The 17,295-nt window shown below is 72.1% G+C and carries 16 protein-coding genes and 1 pseudogene; 7 read left to right on the forward strand and 10 right to left on the reverse strand.

Going from position 1 to position 17,295, the window contains the following annotated elements:
• The 3 genes and pseudogenes from AOK03_RS26395 to AOK03_RS26405 form a co-directional block, all read right to left on the reverse strand.
• Window positions 1-510: pseudogene (locus tag AOK03_RS26395) on the reverse strand (hypothetical protein); the annotation flags it as partial.
• Window positions 511-799: 289 nt separating this feature from the next.
• Window positions 800-2,641, reverse strand: a complete 1,842-nt coding sequence (locus AOK03_RS26400; RefSeq protein WP_055567842.1) for an APC family permease — start codon at window positions 2,639-2,641, stop codon at window positions 800-802.
• Between the two features lie 185 nt (window positions 2,642-2,826).
• Window positions 2,827-3,771, reverse strand: a complete 945-nt coding sequence (locus AOK03_RS26405) for an anti-sigma factor RsbA family regulatory protein (protein ID WP_055567843.1) — start codon at window positions 3,769-3,771, stop codon at window positions 2,827-2,829.
• A gap of 241 nt (window positions 3,772-4,012) precedes the next feature.
• Here AOK03_RS26405 and AOK03_RS26410 point away from each other — a divergent pair, with 241 nt between their 5' ends.
• The 6 genes from AOK03_RS26410 to AOK03_RS26435 all read left to right on the forward strand — a co-directional run bounded on the left by AOK03_RS26410 (window position 4,013) and on the right by AOK03_RS26435 (window position 7,470).
• The gene (locus tag AOK03_RS26410) at window positions 4,013-4,387 is read left to right on the forward strand and encodes a DUF2089 domain-containing protein (protein WP_055567844.1); all 375 of its coding nucleotides are present in this window, start codon (window positions 4,013-4,015) and stop codon (window positions 4,385-4,387) included.
• Window positions 4,384-4,644, forward strand: a complete 261-nt coding sequence (locus AOK03_RS26415) for a hypothetical protein (RefSeq protein ID WP_055567845.1) — start codon at window positions 4,384-4,386, stop codon at window positions 4,642-4,644. The genes AOK03_RS26410 and AOK03_RS26415 overlap by 4 nt, the downstream gene beginning before the upstream one ends.
• Window positions 4,645-4,678: 34 nt before the next feature.
• The gene (locus AOK03_RS26420) at window positions 4,679-5,113 is read left to right on the forward strand and encodes an SHOCT-like domain-containing protein (RefSeq protein ID WP_055567846.1); all 435 of its coding nucleotides are present in this window, start codon (window positions 4,679-4,681) and stop codon (window positions 5,111-5,113) included.
• 371 nt (window positions 5,114-5,484) lie between these two features.
• Window positions 5,485-6,402, forward strand: a complete 918-nt coding sequence (locus tag AOK03_RS26425; RefSeq protein WP_055567847.1) for a YihY/virulence factor BrkB family protein — start codon at window positions 5,485-5,487, stop codon at window positions 6,400-6,402.
• A 79-nt stretch (window positions 6,403-6,481) separates the two neighbouring features.
• A complete protein-coding gene (locus AOK03_RS26430) occupies window positions 6,482-6,874 on the forward strand; it encodes a DUF2267 domain-containing protein (protein WP_055567848.1) in 393 nt (130 codons plus the stop codon).
• A 62-nt stretch (window positions 6,875-6,936) separates the two neighbouring features.
• A complete protein-coding gene (locus tag AOK03_RS26435) occupies window positions 6,937-7,470 on the forward strand; it encodes a VanZ family protein (protein WP_244177760.1) in 534 nt (177 codons plus the stop codon).
• Window positions 7,471-7,494: 24 nt separating this feature from the next.
• Here the strand turns inward: AOK03_RS26435 and AOK03_RS26440 are convergent, their stop codons facing one another.
• The 5 genes from AOK03_RS26440 to AOK03_RS26460 form a co-directional block, all read right to left on the reverse strand.
• Window positions 7,495-7,779 carry an STAS domain-containing protein gene (locus AOK03_RS26440; protein WP_055567849.1) on the reverse strand — a complete coding sequence of 95 codons (285 nt, stop codon included), beginning with the start codon at window positions 7,777-7,779 and terminating at the stop codon, window positions 7,495-7,497.
• Window positions 7,780-8,121: 342 nt separating this feature from the next.
• Window positions 8,122-9,660, reverse strand: a complete 1,539-nt coding sequence (locus tag AOK03_RS26445; protein ID WP_055567850.1) for a SulP family inorganic anion transporter — start codon at window positions 9,658-9,660, stop codon at window positions 8,122-8,124.
• A gap of 180 nt (window positions 9,661-9,840) precedes the next feature.
• Complete coding sequence (locus tag AOK03_RS26450) at window positions 9,841-11,907, reverse strand: iron ABC transporter permease (RefSeq protein WP_055567851.1); 2,067 nt, start codon at window positions 11,905-11,907, stop codon at window positions 9,841-9,843.
• A 4-nt stretch (window positions 11,908-11,911) separates the two neighbouring features.
• A complete protein-coding gene (locus AOK03_RS26455) occupies window positions 11,912-12,895 on the reverse strand; it encodes an ABC transporter substrate-binding protein (protein ID WP_055567852.1) in 984 nt (327 codons plus the stop codon).
• On the reverse strand, window positions 12,892-13,752 hold the full coding sequence (locus AOK03_RS26460; protein WP_055567853.1) for an ABC transporter ATP-binding protein: 861 nt from the start codon (window positions 13,750-13,752) through the stop codon (window positions 12,892-12,894). The genes AOK03_RS26455 and AOK03_RS26460 overlap by 4 nt, the downstream gene beginning before the upstream one ends.
• 133 nt (window positions 13,753-13,885) lie before the next feature.
• Here AOK03_RS26460 and AOK03_RS26465 point away from each other — a divergent pair, with 133 nt between their 5' ends.
• The gene (locus AOK03_RS26465; RefSeq protein WP_055567854.1) at window positions 13,886-14,914 is read left to right on the forward strand and encodes a S66 peptidase family protein; all 1,029 of its coding nucleotides are present in this window, start codon (window positions 13,886-13,888) and stop codon (window positions 14,912-14,914) included.
• 8 nt (window positions 14,915-14,922) lie between these two features.
• Here AOK03_RS26465 and AOK03_RS26470 read toward each other — a convergent pair whose 3' ends face one another.
• Together AOK03_RS26470 and AOK03_RS26475 are read right to left on the reverse strand one after the other, a co-directional pair.
• Window positions 14,923-15,939 (reverse strand): hydroxyacid dehydrogenase, encoded by a 1,017-nt coding sequence (locus tag AOK03_RS26470; protein WP_055567855.1) that lies wholly within the window; start codon window positions 15,937-15,939, stop codon window positions 14,923-14,925.
• Window positions 15,940-16,004: 65 nt separating this feature from the next.
• Window positions 16,005-17,054 carry a LacI family DNA-binding transcriptional regulator gene (locus tag AOK03_RS26475; RefSeq protein WP_055567856.1) on the reverse strand — a complete coding sequence of 350 codons (1,050 nt, stop codon included), beginning with the start codon at window positions 17,052-17,054 and terminating at the stop codon, window positions 16,005-16,007.
• Between the last annotated feature and the right edge of the window lie 241 nt (window positions 17,055-17,295).

Consider the following 17,295-nt stretch of genomic DNA (forward strand, 5'->3'; position numbering starts at 1 on the left):
CGCCGGGCGCTCGGCGCCGGGCGCCGGACGGTTGGTGCCGGGCGCCAGACGGTCGGCGCCGGGGGCCGGACGGTTGGTGCCGGGGGGCTGGTCGTTCTGGCGGGGGGAGGAGCCCTTCGTGGCGGATGCCGGGTGGTTGGTGTTGCCGTGGGTGTGGCCCTGGCTGCGGGGGGACGTGCCGTGGTCCGGGGCGGAGGATGCCGGGCCGTTCGTGCTCGGCGGGTGCGTGCCGACGGGGTTCCGGAGGCCACTGATCATCGTGCCGACGAACAGCAGATAGCCGAGGCAGCCGCAGCCGACGACCAGCGCCATGCCTTGCAGCGTGCGCCTGCGCCATCCCGACTCGTCGATGAAGACGGGGAGTTGCGGGTCGACGGCCTCGGGGCGCCCCGTCACCGGCGCCGCGCGCGCCGACACCATCTGGTGGCGCGCCGGGTCCGGCGGGCAGGGCGGGGCGAACGACCATCGCCCGTCGTGCGGTGTGCTGGCTATGTGGGGGGTGCCTTGCACTGGTGCTCCTGATCTGCGGCCGCGCAGGCGCGGCTCTTTGTGTGGGGGGTACGGGCCCGGGGACCCGCCGTACCGCTGGTGTGACTCGTGGTTCACGTGAGACGTCGGAAGCCGCATTCCGGTGCCGCGCCCCGTCCCGGGTGGGGCCGGGTGGGGCCAGGGAGGCCGGTGTGCGGTCGTCGGCCGTCACGCAGCCCCCGACCCTACTCGGGCACCCGCGGGCCACGGCAACAGGCGGCCGAAGATGGACAGTCGGGCGAATCCGTGCAGATCAGGGCAGACGGATCGCTCAAGTCAGGCGGAATCGGAGACGGCAGATCGCCGCGTCTGTGTTCTTTCGCACGGCGCGGGCGACGACAGCGCCGCGCCGGTTCTGCAGGGTCCGCTGCCAGAGGCGCGCGGGCTCCGTCTCGGGGATGAGGACCGTGACCCGGATGTCGGGGTGGGTTGTGCTGACATTCCGTATGTACGCCGCCACGGGACCGCCGACCGTGCGGTGCGCGGAGGGGAGTTCGACCAGGTCGACGCCCGGGTTCCACAGCTCCCAGTCGCGGCGCAGCGCGGCCGCCGCCTCCCGGTCCGCCGGTTCGTCGTACGTCACGGTCACCGCACGTACCTCGTCGCCGAGCGAGACCGCCGTGTTCAGCGCCTCACAGGTGAGCTTCGACAGACCGCCGACCGGGACGACCACCAACGAGCGGGCGCGGCACGGGGCTTCGGGCACACGGCCGATGCCGAGCCGCTCGCCGATCCTCGCGTACGCGCGGTGCACGGTCTCGAAGGAGAGCACGAGCAGCGGCAGCGCGACCACGATCAGCCAGGCCCCGTCGTGGAACTTGGTGGCGGTCACGACGACCGCGCTGACGCCCGTGAGCAGCGCGCCGAAGCCGTTGAGGAGCGCCTTGCCGCGCCAGTTCGTGCCGCGCTCGCGCCGCCAGTGCAGCACCATGCCGGTCTGCGCGACGGTGAAGCCGACGAAGACGCCGATCGCGAACAGCGGCACGAGCGTGTTGGTGTCGCCGCCGGAGAACACGAGCAGCGCGGCGGAGATGGCGGTGAGCGCGAGCACACCGTGCCGGTGCACCTGGCGGTCGGCCTTCAAGGCGAAGACGTGCGGCAGGAAGTTGTCGCGGGCGAGCAGCTCCAGCAGGACGGGCAGCCCGCCGAACGAGGTGTTGGCGGAGAGCGCGAGCAGCACCATGGTCGCGAACTGGATGACGTAGAAGGCCCAGTTGTGCCCGAGGGAGGCGTCCGCGAGCTGGGCGAGGACGGTGACCCCCTCGGCCGGTCGCAGGCCGAAACGGGAGATGAGCACCGCGAGACCGATCAGCATCACGCCGAGCAGTCCGCCGAGGACGACCTCCGCGTGCTGGGCGCGTTTGGCCCGCGGCTCACGGAACGAGGGCACGGCGTTCGCGATGGCCTCGACGCCGGTCAGCGCCGAGCAGCCGGACGCGAAGGCCTTGAGGAGGAGCAGGGCGCCCACCGTGGTGGCGTTGTCCGCGAGGACGGAGGCGTGTCCTTCGGCGGCCGCGGTCGAGACGGGGGCGTCCCGGAACAGGCCGACGGCGATCAGGGTGAGGATCGCGACGACGAAGACGGCGGTGGGAGCGATGAAGATCTTCGCGGACTCGACGATGCCGCGCAGGTTCACGGCGGTGATCAGGGCGAGCACCACGAGGCAGATCAGCAGCCGGTCGCCGTACAGCTCGGGGAAGGCGGAGGTCAGCGCGGCGACACCGGCGGTGACGGCCACGGCGACGTTCAGCACGTAGTCCAGGACGAGGGAGGCCGCGGCGACCAGGCTCGTGCGGCGCCCCAGGTGTCGCTTGGCCACGGCGTAGGAGCCGCCGCCGTCCGGGAACGCGGCGATCACCTGGCGGTACGAGGCGACGAGGACGGCGAGCAGCCCCGCGATGGCGAGGGTCACGGGAAGGGTGAACCCGAGGCCGTGGCCGCCTGCCGCGGCGAGCACGAGGACGATCGCCTCCGGCCCGTACGCCACGGACGCCATCGCGTCGAGGGAGAGCGCGGCGAGCCCGGTCAGGGCGGTGAGCCGGTGCTTCTCACCGGGGTCCGGCGCCGCCTCCGCGGTGACCGCGGTACCGGATCCTGCTGTCAGGACGGACATCTGCGCGCACTCCTTCACGGACCCCGGGGACCCCACGAACCCCGACGGCCCCTCATGGGCACGTCGTGGGCAGGTGCTCTCAGGTTCCGTCCGCCGAGAACCCCGGGAGCCCGTCCCTTACGGGTCCTTCATGCCGCGGGGTGCATTCCATACGGGGTTCTGACGGGGCACCCGGGGCCGGTCCGTCAGGAGCGCCGGACGTACTGGAAGTAGCAGTGGGTGGTCGTGCCCAGCACCGGGTCGGTGTGGACGCGCACGAGGTCGGCGAGCGCGTGCACCAGGAGGAGACCGCGTCCCCCGCGCTGGTCCCCGACCGGGGGACAGCGGCCCGCGAGCGGATCGGTGAGGACACCCGCGTCCCGGACCTCGACGACGACGTGGCCGTCCTCGGTCCAGATCCGCAGCGCGCCCCGGCCCCCTCCGTGCACCACGCTGTTGGTCGTCAACTCGGCCACGACCAGGGCGAAGTCCTCCAGGCGGGATCCGGGCACGCCGAGCTCGGCCGCGCGGAGGACGGCGAGATGCCGCACCTCGGACAGCGACTGCTTCGCGTACGACGCCTGCGGCACGGCGTCGGGGGCCGTCAAGGGCTGGTTGTAGCGGAAGACCGCCGCTGCGGGGGCGTAGAACGCGCTCGTGCCCTGTTCACCGGACCGGATGATCGTGGGGTGGGTGGTGTGGGCGTCGGCCAGGGCGATGGCCGACAGGCGCGCCTCGTCGTAGGGGCAGAGGACCGTCGCCTCGCGCCCCTGGAACGCCAGGTTGATCAGCGCTTCGTGCTGCACACAGGCGGGGTACTCCGTCGAGGTGCGGCCTGCCCAGATGGGTTCGCCGATGATGCGCACCCGCCCGCCGGGGTGGGCGTCGGCGAAGGCCCGCAGCACGCGCGGGATGATCCGGCCCGGGTTGCGCCCCGCCTGCGTCATGTCGAGCAGCCGCACCTGAGCGGCCCGCTCCCCCAACGCGTCCCGGATGAGCGCGAGATTGCCCCCGGGGACCGCCACCGCCACTGCCTCCCCCGCGTCGAGCCCCTCGCGGACGAACGGCACGGTGCCCGCCAGGTACTCCTCCCGGCCCCGGTAGAACAGCGCCGGGTGGACGAAGGACTCGGTCCGGGGCGTGGCACTCATGGGACGGGACACCTCGATTGCTGGCGGATCGGGCCGGAACGGCGCTGGCAGGCGGGCCGGTGGCCCATTGTCTCCCACTTGGCTTGAAAGAGCGGCGAGTTGAAGTAGAACGGGCTTCCGACTTCGGCGGGAGGCAGAGCCGATGCAACATTGAGAAAATTAAGCTCTGACTGTTGCAGCCTTAAAAAACTCAAGCTACAAATGAAGGGCAGACGCGACGACGAGGGCGAGGGAGCCGAGGGTGGAGTGGCAGGAGCTGACGGACCTGACGCAGGGACGGCCGTTCGTGGTCGAGCGGGCCCGGCTCGTCGACAGCGGCATCGCGATCGAGGGGCAGTTCGAGCCTCCGCAACTGGCCCGGCTCAGCGTCGAGGACCAGGTGTTCATCGCCGCGTTCGTGCGGTCGCACGGCTCGATCAAGGAGATGGAGCGGACCTTCGGGGTGAGCTACCCGACGATCAAGTCCCGGCTGAACCGGATCTCCGAGCAGCTCGACTTCGTCGAGACCGACCCGGCACCCACCGGCGGCGCCGGCGCCGCCGACGTCGTCGACCGGCTGCGACGCGGGGACATCAGTGCCCAGGAGGCACTCGCCGAGTTGGAGGGCTCCCCGTGATCCCCCAACTGGTGACGGTCCGCTACCGCCGCTCCGACGGTCACCGGCGGCGGCTGTTCGTCCCGGTCCTGCCGGTCGCGCTGGTGCTGTCGCCGCTGCTGCCGCTCGCCGTGCTGGGCGCGGTGGTCGCGTGCTTCGTCAACGGGATGCCTCCCTTGGGCGCGTTGCGCGGCGCGGGGCGGCTGCTGTGGGCGCTGCCCGGCACCCGGTTCGAGATCGAGGACGGCCCCATGGCCTTCCTGGTGAGCATCAGATGAGGCAGAACAGATGAGCCGGAGGGGAAGAACGACGATGAACGAGCAACGCCGCCAGGTCCTGGAGATGCTGGCCGAGGGCAAGATCACCGCGGACGAGGCCGAGCGGCTGATCGGCGCCCTGGAACGCGACCGGTCCGAGCCCTCGCCCGGAGCCGCGCCCCGGCCGAAGTCGCGCCGCCCCAAGTACCTGCGCGTGCTGGTGGACGCCCCGGACGACTCCGGCGGCGACGGACGCAGCCGGGTCAACATCCGGGTCCCGCTCCAACTGCTGCGCGCCGGGGTCCGGCTCACCAGCCTCCTCCCTCCGGCCGCACTCACGAAGGTCAACTCGGAGCTGGCCAGGTCGGGCGTGCCGATCGACCTCGCCGAGCTCAAGCCGCAGCACCTGGAGGACCTCGTCGACCAGCTCGACGACGTCACCGTCGACGTCAGGGACTCCGACTCCACGGTGCAGGTCTTCTGCGAGTGAGCGCGAAGCACGGTGGTACGGAGCAGCCCCCGTGATGGGATAAGATCAATATCGCCTCCTCAAGCCGGACTTCCGGTCGGGGGACAGGCGTTGGTCGTCCAAGGAAAGACGCCCCGCTTCCTGCGGGGAAATGCAGGTGCAAGGCCTGCCCAGCGCTCCAGACAAGCCCTGGACTCCGTACGTGGGAGTCCGGGGCTTCTGTCGTACCGCGCCCCTCCCCCGGGCCCGCCAGGACCCCGCCACGGCCTGCCGCACTTCCTCCCGCGCACGGCGAAGCACGAAACAGCGCAGGCAGGGAAGCAGAGTGAGGGAACACAAAGCGGCATCCGCGCCGCCGACGTGCACGAGAACAGGCAAGAAAGAGCAGCCCTATGGACCGTTCACCGTCCGCCGTCCACGGCACGCCGGCCCTGGCGCCGCACGGCCGCGAATCGGGCTCCGACGCCCCGTCGTCGTGGGCCCTGCGGCGCACCGCCCTGCGCCGCACCCCCGTGTCGATGTGGGACGACGACGTGTCGGACTGGGCGGCCGCCCTGACGTACTACGCGATCCTCGCCCTGCTGCCCGCGATGCTCGTCACCGTCAGCCTCATCAGCCTGGTCAGCCCCTCCACGACCCAGGCACTCATCACCGAGGTCACGGACTGGGCCCCCGCCGAATCGGGCCGCGCCCTGCACCAGGCGCTCAGCGACATGGCGGACGCGCGCTCCGCCGCGCTCACCGTGGTGATCGCGGGCGCCGTCAGCGCGCTGTGGTCCGCGTCCAGTTACGCGGCCGTGTTCCGTCGGGCGCTGCACGCGATGCACGGGGTCGAGGACCGCCGCCCCGTCTGGCGGAAGGGGCACCGCGTCGTGATGACCGCGGTCATGCTGCTCGCCCTGCTCGTCGCCAGCGCGCTGCTGCTCGTGCTCAGCGGTTCGGTCGCCGCGAGCGTGGGGCACGGCATCGGCGTCGGTGACGCCGGTCAGACCGCCTGGGCCGTCCTGAAGTGGCCCGCGCTGGTGTGTCTGGTGGCGCTGCTCGTGCTCGTCCTCTTCCGCAATGCCCCGCCCGAGGCCCGCGGCTGGCGTCACATCCTGCCCGGCGGGCTGGTGTCCGCGCTGCTCTGGCTGCTCTCCTCCGGCCTGTTCACGCTGTACGCCACCGTGTTCGGCACCTACGGCAAGCTGTACGGCTCCCTCGCGGGCATCGTCGTCTTCCTGGTGTGGCTGTGGGTGTCCAACCTGGCGCTGCTCGCCGGGGCGCAGTTCACGGTCGAGGTGGAGCGGGCCCGCGGCCACACGGAGTAGTCCGGGGAATCCGATCAGGCATCAGGTGGCCCGCTCCGGGTACCGGATCAGCGGTTGATGCCACGAGAGGGACTTCAGCATGGACACATCCTTGGAAGCGCTGCTCGACCGGGTCCAGGAGCGTGGAAGCTTCACCAGTCGTCAGCAGGCGGCAGGGGCCGTCGAGAACGTGCTGCTCGTCCTGGGCGCGCACCTGGTGGGCGACGACCGCACCGACCTGGCCCGGCTGCTGCCCGACCGGTGCGGGGCCCTCGTGGTGGAGGCGGAACCCGCCGGTGAGCCGTTGTCCGCCGAGGAGTTCGTCGACACGGTGGCCGCACGAACGGGTGATGACACGGCCGGGGCGCGCCGCGTCGTCACCTCCGTGCTCGGCACGCTCGCGGACGTGGCGGACGACGCGCTGCTGCGCCGCATCCTGACCCAGCTCCCGCCGGGGCACGCGGGGTTGTTCGGCCGCGTCGAACCGGCTTGAGGAACATGCCCGGGCCGAACGCCCGGCACATACGTGGACCCGGTCCTTCCCCGGAGGCGCTGATGGCACGACCAGGACGTTCCGAAGAGAGCCGACGCGCGGCCACCCTGTCGCGGCCGGCCCGGGTCGCGATCATATTGACGGCCTTCGCCTGCATGGTCGGCTTCGCCGTGGTGCTCGCCCGGCTGACGCTGGAGCCGTCCGCGAGCTCGGAGGCGCTGACCCACAGCAACTTCACGCCGGGCGACTCCATCGACGCGTACCTCGGCCAGCCCGCGTTCCGCGACACCGTCAAACAGCTCGGCGGGAACATCCTGCTGGGCGTGCCGTTCGGAGTGCTGCTGCCCGTGGTGCTCCCCCGCACGCGCGGACTCGTGCGCGTGGGGATCGCCACGGCGGTGACGATGGTGCTCGTCGAGCTGGCGCAGGGCGCGTTCGTGACGGGGCGCACCTTCGACATCGACGACGTCATCCTCAACACGGCGGGCGCGCTGCTCGGCTACCTCGTCCTGGGGCGGCGCCTGGGCCGGGCCATTCATCCTCGGCGGCGGCATTGGTGGCACCGGTTCACGCGCCGGAACGCGGTCGACGCCTGACGGCCGCGTACCGCACTCCGCCGCCTACTCCGCGAGACGGCCCATGCCCAGGCAGTGCAGGGTGGCGGCGGACCGGGGGCAGGCTCCTCGCACGGCGAGGGAGCCGCCGACCTCCCTGAGCGCCCGCAGCGTGCCGAAGAAGACCCCGGCGCCCTCCCGGGCCAGGTAGGTGACCTCGGACAGGTCCACGATCAGATGGCGGCAGCCGTCCTGGACCAGGCCGCGCAGCTGCGCCGCGAGCGAGTCGGCCTGGCGGGAGGTGATCTCGCCGCGCAGGCTCACGCGGACCAGGCACCCGGTGACGAGCACCCTCGCGATGCCAGCGCGCCGCAGCCTGCGCGCGGTGCGGGGGCTCGGCAGCCACGGCGTCCTGTGCGGGTGCGCCGCAGCAGTACCGCTCTCGGGAGCGGAAGCGTGATCAGGAACGGGGGCGTGATCGGAAGCTTGCACGTGAACAGACCTTCCGGCGGTATGCCGCCTGTCGGCCGAGGCGGGCCGAAGGTATTTCTTTCATACGTCTATACCACGCTGAGCAGGTGGACCGCCATGGGGACTTTTACGGCCCCACCTGGCGCTATGGCCCCTCACCTGCGAAGACGCGGCCCACCGCGGCCCATCGATTGAAGCCGTTCACGACATTGGTCTACTCCACTACCCGCCGACGGTGAGTTCGCCGCTCAGTCTCTCGTGGATCTCGGCGCTCGGCCGGTTGAGGCCGATGATCTCGACGGTCTTGCCGCGCTGCTCGTACTTGGTGGTGATGGCGTCGAGCGCGGCGACCGTGGAGGCGTCCCAGATGTGCGCGGCCGAGAGGTCGATGACGACCCGGTCCGGGTCCCCTGCGTAGTCGAACTGCGTGACCAGGTCGTTCGACGAGGCGAAGAACAGCTCGCCGGTCACGGAGTGGACCACGCTGGCGCCGTCGGGGGCGGCGACGGAGGTGACGCCGGTGAAGTGGGCGACGCGCCGGGCGAAGATGACCATGGCGGTGATCGTGCCGACGACGACGCCGACGGCGAGGTTGTGGGTGGCGACCACGCAGACCACGGTGATGACCATGACGGCGATCTCGCCCGCGGGCATCCGCCGGAGCGTCTTCGGGGCGATGGAGTGCCAGTCGAAGGTCGCGAAGCACACCATCACCATCACGGCGACCAGTGCCGCCATCGGGATGTCCGAGACCACGGGCCCGAAGACGACGCACAGCACCAGCAGGAACGTGCCCGCCAGGAACGTGGAGAGACGGGTGCGGGCGCCGGACACCCGTACGTTGATCATGGTCTGGCCGATCATGGCGCAGCCGCCCATGCCGCCGAAGAACCCCGTGACGATGTTGGCGATGCCCTGGCCGACGGACTCGCGGGTCTTGGAGGAGTGGGTGTCGGTGATCTCGTCGACGAGCTTGGCGGTCATCAGGGACTCCATCAGACCGACCAGCGCCATGGCGAGCGCATAGGGGGCGACGGCGGTCAGGGTGTCCGGCGTGAACGGCACGTCGGGCAGGCCCGGCACCGGCAGGGACGAGGGCAGCTCGCCCTTGTCGCCGACGGTCGGCACGGCGATGCCCGCGGCGACCGTGAGGGCGGTCAGGACGACGATGGAGACCAGCGGCGCCGGAACCGCCTTGGTGACCTTCGGGAAGAACACCATGAGCGCGAGACCGCCGACGAGCAGCGGGTAGACCGGCCACGGCACGTCGTGCATCTCCGGCACCTGTGCCATGAAGACCAGGATGGCGAGGGCGTTGACGAAGCCGACCATCACGCTGCGCGGCACGAACCGCATGAGTCTGGCGACGCCGAGCGCGCCGAGGACGATCTGGAAGACACCGGCCAGGATGACGGCGGCCACCAGGTAGCCGAAGCCGTGCTCGCGGTTGAGCGGGGCGATCACCAGGGCCACGGCGCCGGTCGCCGCGGAGATCATCGCCCGGCGGCCGCCGACCACGGAGATGGTGACGGCCATCGTGAACGACGCGAACAGGCCGATGGCGGGGTCGACCCCGGCGATGATCGAGAACGAGATCGCCTCGGGGATCAGGGCCAGGCCGACGACGAGACCCGCCAGGATCTCGGTGCGCCAGACCTTCGGGTCGGACAGCCAGTCGGGGCGCAGACCGCGCAGCCGGGAGGCGAGGGACGGTGCGGGCCGCGTGGCGGACGCAGCGGGCGCGGGCGGGGGCGTGGGCAAGAAGGGCTACCTGTCGTGCTCGGGCGTCGGTCTCCGCCCGGGGGCGTCATCGGCCCCGACACGGCTGGGAGTCGCGGGAGGAACACATCCCGCGTGGGGGACGGGGACAGCACTGGGCGGGCCCCGGAGGTCTCCCACTCTATCGCGGGGCCATCACCGCCCCCGTCCGCCACCGCCCGCTCAACGGCGGCTGCGCACCAGCAGATACAGGAAGTACGGCGTGCCGATCACCGCGGTCATGAGCCCCGCGCCGAGCTGCGCCGGTGCGATCACCGTCCGGCCCACCAGGTCGGCGGCGCACACGAGGACGGCGCCGAGGAGTACGGCGACCGGCACGACGCGCACGTGCCGGCGGCCGACGAGCGCCCGTGCCGCGTGCGGTGCGACGAGCCCGACGAAGCCGATCGTGCCCGCGGCTGCCACCGCGGTGGCGCTCAGCAGAACGCTGAGGACGAGGAAACCGAGGCGGCCGCGGCTCAGGTTCAGGCCGAGCAGCCGGGGCGTGTCCTCGTCGAGCGACACCAGGTCGAGTTCGGTGCGCCGGACGACCGCGACGGTCAGGCCCACGGCCAGCACGATCGCGAGGGGCGCCACGTCGGGCAGGGTCCGCCCGTAGGTGGAGCCCGCCAGCCAGGTGAGCGCCTTCGTCGCGTTGAACGGGTCGGTGAGGATGATGACCATGCTGATGACGGCCGTCGCCCCGGTGCCGACACCGAATCCGACGAGGACGAGCCGATTCTGCCGGAACCCGCCCCGTGCCGCGAGGCCGAAGACGAGGAGCGCGCTGACCGCGGCGCCCACGAACGCGCCGCCCGCGACGGTCCACGACCCGGCCGCGGGCACCGTCGTCACGAGCAGGACGGCACCCAGCGCGGCGCCGTTCGTCACGCCGAGGACGCCCGGCTCGGCGAGCGGGTTGCGCGTCACGGCCTGGACCAGGGTGCCGGCGACAGCGAGTGCCGCTCCGGCGAACAGGGCGGCGAGGACCCGCGGCACGCGGGTGTCGAGGACGAAGGAGACGGTCTGGCCCGCCCTGCCCTGCGTCCAGTTGACGACGTCGCCCAGCAGCAGCTTGCTGTCGCCGACGAGGACGGCGGCGATGGTCAGGCCGACCAGGACGGCCACGAGGACGGCGGTCGTGCCGATGAAGACGCCCCGGCTCCTGATGCGCAGCCGGTCGGGCGGGGCGGCGCCGGCCGAGTCCCGCACCCGCGCGGCCATGACGACCAGGAAGACGGCGCCGACGAGACTGGTGACGACGCCCGTCGGCACGGCGACCGCCACGTCGGACGGCACGACGGCGCGCAGCAGCACGTCGGAGCCGAGCACGAGGGCGGCGCCGGTGAGCCCGGCGACCGGGAGGCTCCCGCGCGAGCGGGTGAACGCGCGGAACTTGCGGGCGAGGGGGCGCACGAGGGCGGGGGCGCACAGGCCGACGAAGCCGATGGGGCCCGCGAGGGTGACGGCGGACGCGGAGAGGAGCGCGGCGAGCACGACGGCGGTGACGCGGGTGGCGCGGACCGGTACGCCGACCCCGCGCGCCGCGTCGTCACCGAGCGCCAGGGCGTCGACCTTGCGGGCGAGCAGCAGCAGACCGGCGAGGCCGACGACGGCGACGGGTGCCATCTGCAGCACGCCGTCGAAGCCGTTCTGCGCCACGCTGCCCTGGTTCCACTTGTAGAGGCCCTCCGTCTCCTGCGGATACAGCAGGAGCAGGCCCTCGGTGACGGCGGTGAGGCCGAGGGTGAGGGCGCTGCCCGCGAGGACGAGGCGGACCGTGCCCGTGCCGAGGCCGGAGAGTCCGAGGACGACGGCCGCCGCGGCGAGGCCGCCGACGAACGCGATGCCGGAGGAGGCGAGGAACGGCAGGGAGATGCCGGTGGCGGCGGCGACGCCGAGCGCCGCGTACGAACCGGCGTTGACGGCGAGGGTGTCGGGCGAGGCGAGGACGTTGCGGCTGACGGCCTGCAGGGCGGCGCCCGCCATGCCGAGGACGGCGCCGACGAGGAGCCCGGCGGTCATGCGGGGCAGCCGGGAGGCGATGACGACGGAGCTGTCGGCCGTGTCGGCCCGGCCGGTGAGGGCCTTCCAGACCTCGGCGGGTCCGACGGCGGCCGTGCCCTGGGTGATGTCGACGACAGCGAGCGCGGTGACGAGGAGGAGCAGCGCGGCCGTCACCGCGACCGCGCCCGTCCGGGACGCGGCTGCCGACGGACGGGTGGCGGGGGTGGTTGCGGTGACGGCCATGGTGCTACTTCTTCAGCGCCTTGACGACGGAGTCGACGTACTGGTTCATCGACTCGGTGCCGCCGAACATCCAGATGCCGTCGGGCAGCCGGTGTACGTTGCCCTTCTTCACGAACGGCAGCGAGGTCCACACCTTGTCCTTCTTCAGGACGCCGGTGAACGGGTTGCTGCCCTTGTCGTCGTCGTTGCCGATGTAGGCGAAGTGCACGTCCTCGTCGAGCTTGGTGAGGCCCTCGACATCGGTGGCGCCGAGGCCGTAGGCCTTGTCGCCCTTGACCGTCCAGTCGTTCTTCAGGCCGAGCTTCTTGTTGACGGCGCCGATGAGCGAGCCGTCGGTGTAGGGCCGGATCGAGGTCTGGTTGCCGGTGACGTAGCCGTCGGCGAAGGCGTACTTCGCGCCGCTCCGTCCCGCGTCGGCGAGCGCCTTCTTGCCCTCGGCGAGCTTCGCCTCGAAGTCCTTCTTGAGCTTCCCGGCCTGCTCCGTGGTGCCGGTGGCCTCGGCGAGGAGGTCGAGGTTGGCGGTCATCTGCCCGATCGGGTCCGCGGCGTCGGCGGGGCGCAGGTTGAGGACCGGGGCGATCTTGCGCAACTGCTTCACGGCGGCGGCCGGCAGGTCGGTGGTCGCGATGATGAGGTCGGGCTTCAGGGACGCGATGCTGTCCATGCTCGGCTCGCCGCGGGTGCCGATGTCCTTGGGGTCGTTCTTCAGCGGCACGGCGCTGTCCCAGGCCTTGTAGCCCTTGACGTCGGCGACGCCGGTCGGGGCGACGCCCAGCGATATCAGGCTCTCGACGGCGTTCCACTCGGTGCCGACGACCTTCTTGGCGGGACCGTTCGGCAGCTTCACCTCGGCGCCGGTGCCGTCGGTGAGGGTGATGGCCCCGGCGTTCTTCTTCGCGTCGTCGGCGGCGGGCTCGGTGGTGCCGCAGGAGGACAGGGCGAGGGCCGCGGCGGTGGCGGCCGCCGCGGTGATCAGGTGGCGTCTCATGAGGTGGTGCTGAGCCTTTCGCTTCGCGAGTGGTGGCGGCCCATGGCGCGGGTGCGCAGGCGGCCGGTGAGGGGGTCGGTGTCGACTTCGATGCGGATGCCGTACGTGTCGGTGAGCCGCTGCGGAGTCAGTACGTCTTCGGGGGCGCCGTCCGCGACGACCCGCCCCTCGTCGAGCAGGAGGATCCGGTCGGCGACGGCCGCGGCCTGGTCGAGGTCGTGCAGGACGGCGCCGACGGCGATGCCGTGGTCGTCCGCCAGGTCCCGCATGAGGTCGAGGAGTTCGACCTGATAGCGGAGGTCGAGGTGGTTCGTGGGTTCGTCGAGCAGGAGCACGCCCGTTTCCTGGGCGAGGCATCCCGCGAGCCAGACGCGCTGGAGCTGGCCGCCGGACAGGTGCTCGGCGCCGCGCTCGGCGAGGTCCGCGACGCCCGTCATGGCGAGCGCGCGGTCCACCGCGGCCCGGCCGCCCGGGTCGGCCTTGCCCCAGCGGCCCCGGTGCGGGTAGCGGCCGAACTCGACGACGTCCCGTACCGTCAGGCCGCTGGGCGTGGGGCGCCCTTGGGTGAGCAGGGCGACGCGGCGGGAGAACGCGCGGGCGTTCAGTGCGAGGCCGTCGGTGTCGCCGTCGATGACGAGCTCCGCGGTCCGGGCGCGCTGCAGCCGCGCGAGGGTGCGCAGCAGGGTCGATTTGCCGCTGCCGTTCGGCCCGACCAGGACGGTCACTTCGCCGGGGCGCAGCGTCATCGAGGCGTCGTGGACCACGTCGACGCCGTCGTACGCCACGGTGACGCCCGTGGCCGACAGTTCATGACCTCGGGGGCGCGTGGCCGCTGCGGTCTCTTCACCTATCTGCACGCAGCAGAGGTTAGCCTAACCTAAACAGGGTTCGAAACAGGCCTCCACTTCCCGGACACAAGTGGGTATCCGGCCAGATCGGCCGCGCGGTAAATGCCTGGCGTGCCGTTTCAGGCGTCGGAATACTGCACCGATGACCCGTCCCGCGCTGCCCCCGCCCCTTCGCCCCCGCGCCCTGGCGCCCGGGGACCTCGTCGTCATCGCCTCGCTGTCCGGACCGCTCCACAGCGCGTACGAGGCCGACCTGGAGCGGTCGGTGACCGTGCTGGAGCGGATGGGCTTCCGCGTACGCCGGTCGCCGCTGCTGGAAGCAGGGCGGCGCCACTGGTGGAACGCGGCCGCGCCGGAGGACCTCGCCCAGGAACTCAACGCCCTCCTGCGCGACCCCGAGGTGCGTGCCGTCATCGCGCACGACGGCGGCGCGGCGGTGCTCGGCTACCTCGACCTGATCGACGTCGACGCGATCGCCGCCGACCCCAAGCCGATCCTCGGCTACAGCGACGTCTCGCTGCTGCACCTGGTCCTGCACGGGCGCACGGGCCTGGTCGGGTTCCACGCCGACCTGGCCACGCCCGGCCTCGGCGGGGCATGGCAGACCGCGCCCGCGGCGCGCAGGGCGGAACTCGAGAGGCTCTACACGACGCTGCTGACCAGTACGGAGGCGATCGGCGCACTGCCCGCCACCCCTGACTGGGAGTGCTGGCGGGCCGGTCGGTCCGGTCGCGCCGAAGGCCCGCTGATCGGCGGGCTGCTCAATCGCATCGTGCTGACGCAGGCGACGCGGTTCGCGCTGCCGCTCGAACGGTTCGACGGCGCGGTGCTGTTCTGGGAGGAGATGGGCGGTCAGGCCGCGCATGTGTGGAGCTATCTGCAGGTCCTGCGGCACAGCGGCATCCTCGACCGGATCTCCGGCATGGTCGTGGGAGTCCCGCGCGAGATCCACGGCCTCGGTGGGCCCGACGCGTCCCCGACCCTGTCCGAGCTGGTCCTCGACGTCCTCGGCGACCGTGACATCCCGGTCCTTGGCAACGTCGAGTTCGGACACGCGGGCCCGAATCTGCCGATGCCGGTCGGCATCCGTGTCGCTCTCGACGCACGGCGGCGGAGCCTGTCACTGCTCGAACCGGCGGCGCGCGCCGCCGATGGCCGGGAGGCGGCCTGACCGGCCGTTCACGCGAGGTACGCCAGCCGGTCGCGGCGCACGGGATGCGCGAAGCCGTCGCCCGCTGCCCAGCGGCGCACCTCGTCCACGGCATGTTCGGCAAGGCGCCGCCACTCGTTGCCCAGGGAGCCCGCGAGGTGCGGGGTGAGCAGGGCGTTGTCCGCGGTCCACAACGGGTGCTCCGGCGGCAGGACGTCGGGGTCGGTGACGTCGAGCACGGCGCGGACGCGGCCCGCCGTGACGGCCTCGGTGAGCGCGTCCTGGTCGACGACCGCGCCCCGTGCCGTGTTGATGAGCACGGCGTCGGGGCGCATGGCGGCGAGGAGTTCGCGGCTGACGAGGCCGCGGGTGGCGGGCAGGAGCGGGGCGTGCACGCTCACCGTGTCGCTGAACGTGAAGAGGTCTTCAAGTGCCACGAGCTCCGCGCCGAGTGCGGCGGCCTCCTTCTCCGACGCGTACGGATCGTGCAGCAGCACCCGCAGGTCGTACGGCCGCAGCAGTTCGATGACGCGGCGTCCGACGAAGGACGCCGAGAGGATGCCCACCGTGCGGCGGTAGTTGCCGGTGGTGCGCGAAGTACGCGTCCAGTCCACCTGCGTGCGTGCGGCGTGGAAGTCGCGGGCGCTCTCCAGGACGCGCTTGTTGGTGAGCAGGATCATCGCGACGGTGTACTCGGCGACGGGCAGCGCGTTGGCCGCGGCGGCCGAGGACACCTCGATGCCGCGTTTCCAGCACGCGGCGGTGACGTGGCCGCGGATGGAGCCCGCCGTGTGGACCACGGCGCGCAGGTTCGGGGCGCCCGCGAGCACCTCGGCGGTGAGCGGCGGGCAGTCCCAGCCGGTGACGAGGAGTTCCGTCCCGGCGAGGACGGCCTTCGCGCGCTCGGTGCCGAAGTCGTCCAGCGGGGGCGGCGGTTCGAGGGTGGTCACCTGCCGGAGGGCGGCGAGGGCCGACGGCTCCAGGACGGCGTCGGCCGCCCGGCGCGACATGGCGAGGGCGGCTCTGGGCCGGTGGGACGGTGACATCTTTCTCCTTCTCGGTACGGGGAGGAGCTCGGTACGGGAGGAGTCGCGCAGGAGGAGTCGTCCGCTCAATGAGGCGTCGGGGGCGGGGCCTGGATCTGGGCCTGGGTCGGCCCCGGCACTTGCCCCTTCGGCTTCGCCTTCGCCGTACTCTCGCGCACCACCAGCCGCGTCGGCACCAGGTCCGTCCCGGGTGTCGCGGGCGTCCGCTCGCGGATCTGGCGCAGCGCCTCCACCGCGCTCCGCCGCCCCACCTCCGTGAAGTCCTGGTGCACCGTCGTGAGGGGCGGAATGAAGTGCGCGGAGTCCGGGACGTCGTCGAAGCCGACCACGCTGATGTCCTCGGGGACGGACCTGCCCCGCTCGTGGAAGGCGCGCAGAAGACCGAGCGCCATCTGGTCGTTGGCGGCGAACACCGCAGTGCAGTCCGGGAGTTCGGCGAGCGCGAGGCCCGCCGCATAGCCCGAGTCGGCCGACCAGTCGCCCCGCACCGGCTCCGGGACCCGGCGCCCGGCCTCCTCCAGGGTGGCGCGCCAGGTGTGGGCGCGCCGCTCGCTCGCGTAGGACTCCTCGGGCCCCGCCACGTGCCAGACGGTGTCGTGGCCGAGGTCGAGGAGGTGACGGACGGCGAGGCGGGCGCCGCCCACCTGGTCGGTGTCGACCACGCGGTAACGGTCGCCGGAGTCGGTGTCCACGACGACGACGTGCACGCCGGGCGGCAGCGTCACCGTTCCCGCGTCGAGCAGGTGCACCTCGATGAAGACGATGACGGCGTCGACCGCCAGCTCGCCCATCCGGGTGAAGGCGCCCAGCACGTTGTCCTGGGTCGGCACGTCGATGGGGATCATCGTGATGGCGTACCCCTCGGCGGCCGCATGGGTCGAGATCGCTCCGACCGTCTGGCTGCGGCCGGTGGCGGAGAGGTTGAGGAGGATGACGCCGACGGTGTTGAACTGGCCGTAACGCAGGGCGCGGGCCGCGCTGTTGGGGCGGTAGCCGAGGTCGCGCATGGCCTCCAGGACCTGCTCGCGGGTGGCCGCGACGACGCCGGGGTGACCGTTGGACACCCGGGAGACCGTCTGGGAGGAGACGCCCGCCCGCTTCGCGACATCGGCCATGGACACGCGCTGCTTGCGCCGACCGCCGGGGATTCCAGAACCGCCGCGCTGCGCGCCGCCGTGAACGGGAAGCGGACTTCCCGGTTCGCTCAGCCCCATCGCCCCTCCTCCGTCCCACGGACACCGCGTGGAACTTTACGTGTGAGAAACCTTGACCGGCCGCTGTGACGGGTGCCACCGTACGCGCTACCGAAGTTTACGTAAACATCGCGGTGTTGACCCCACCGCCACCCCCACGCCC

Origin of the sequence: Streptomyces atriruber (assembly GCF_001418325.1) — a bacterium.
GTDB lineage: Bacteria > Actinomycetota > Actinomycetes > Streptomycetales > Streptomycetaceae > Streptomyces > Streptomyces atriruber.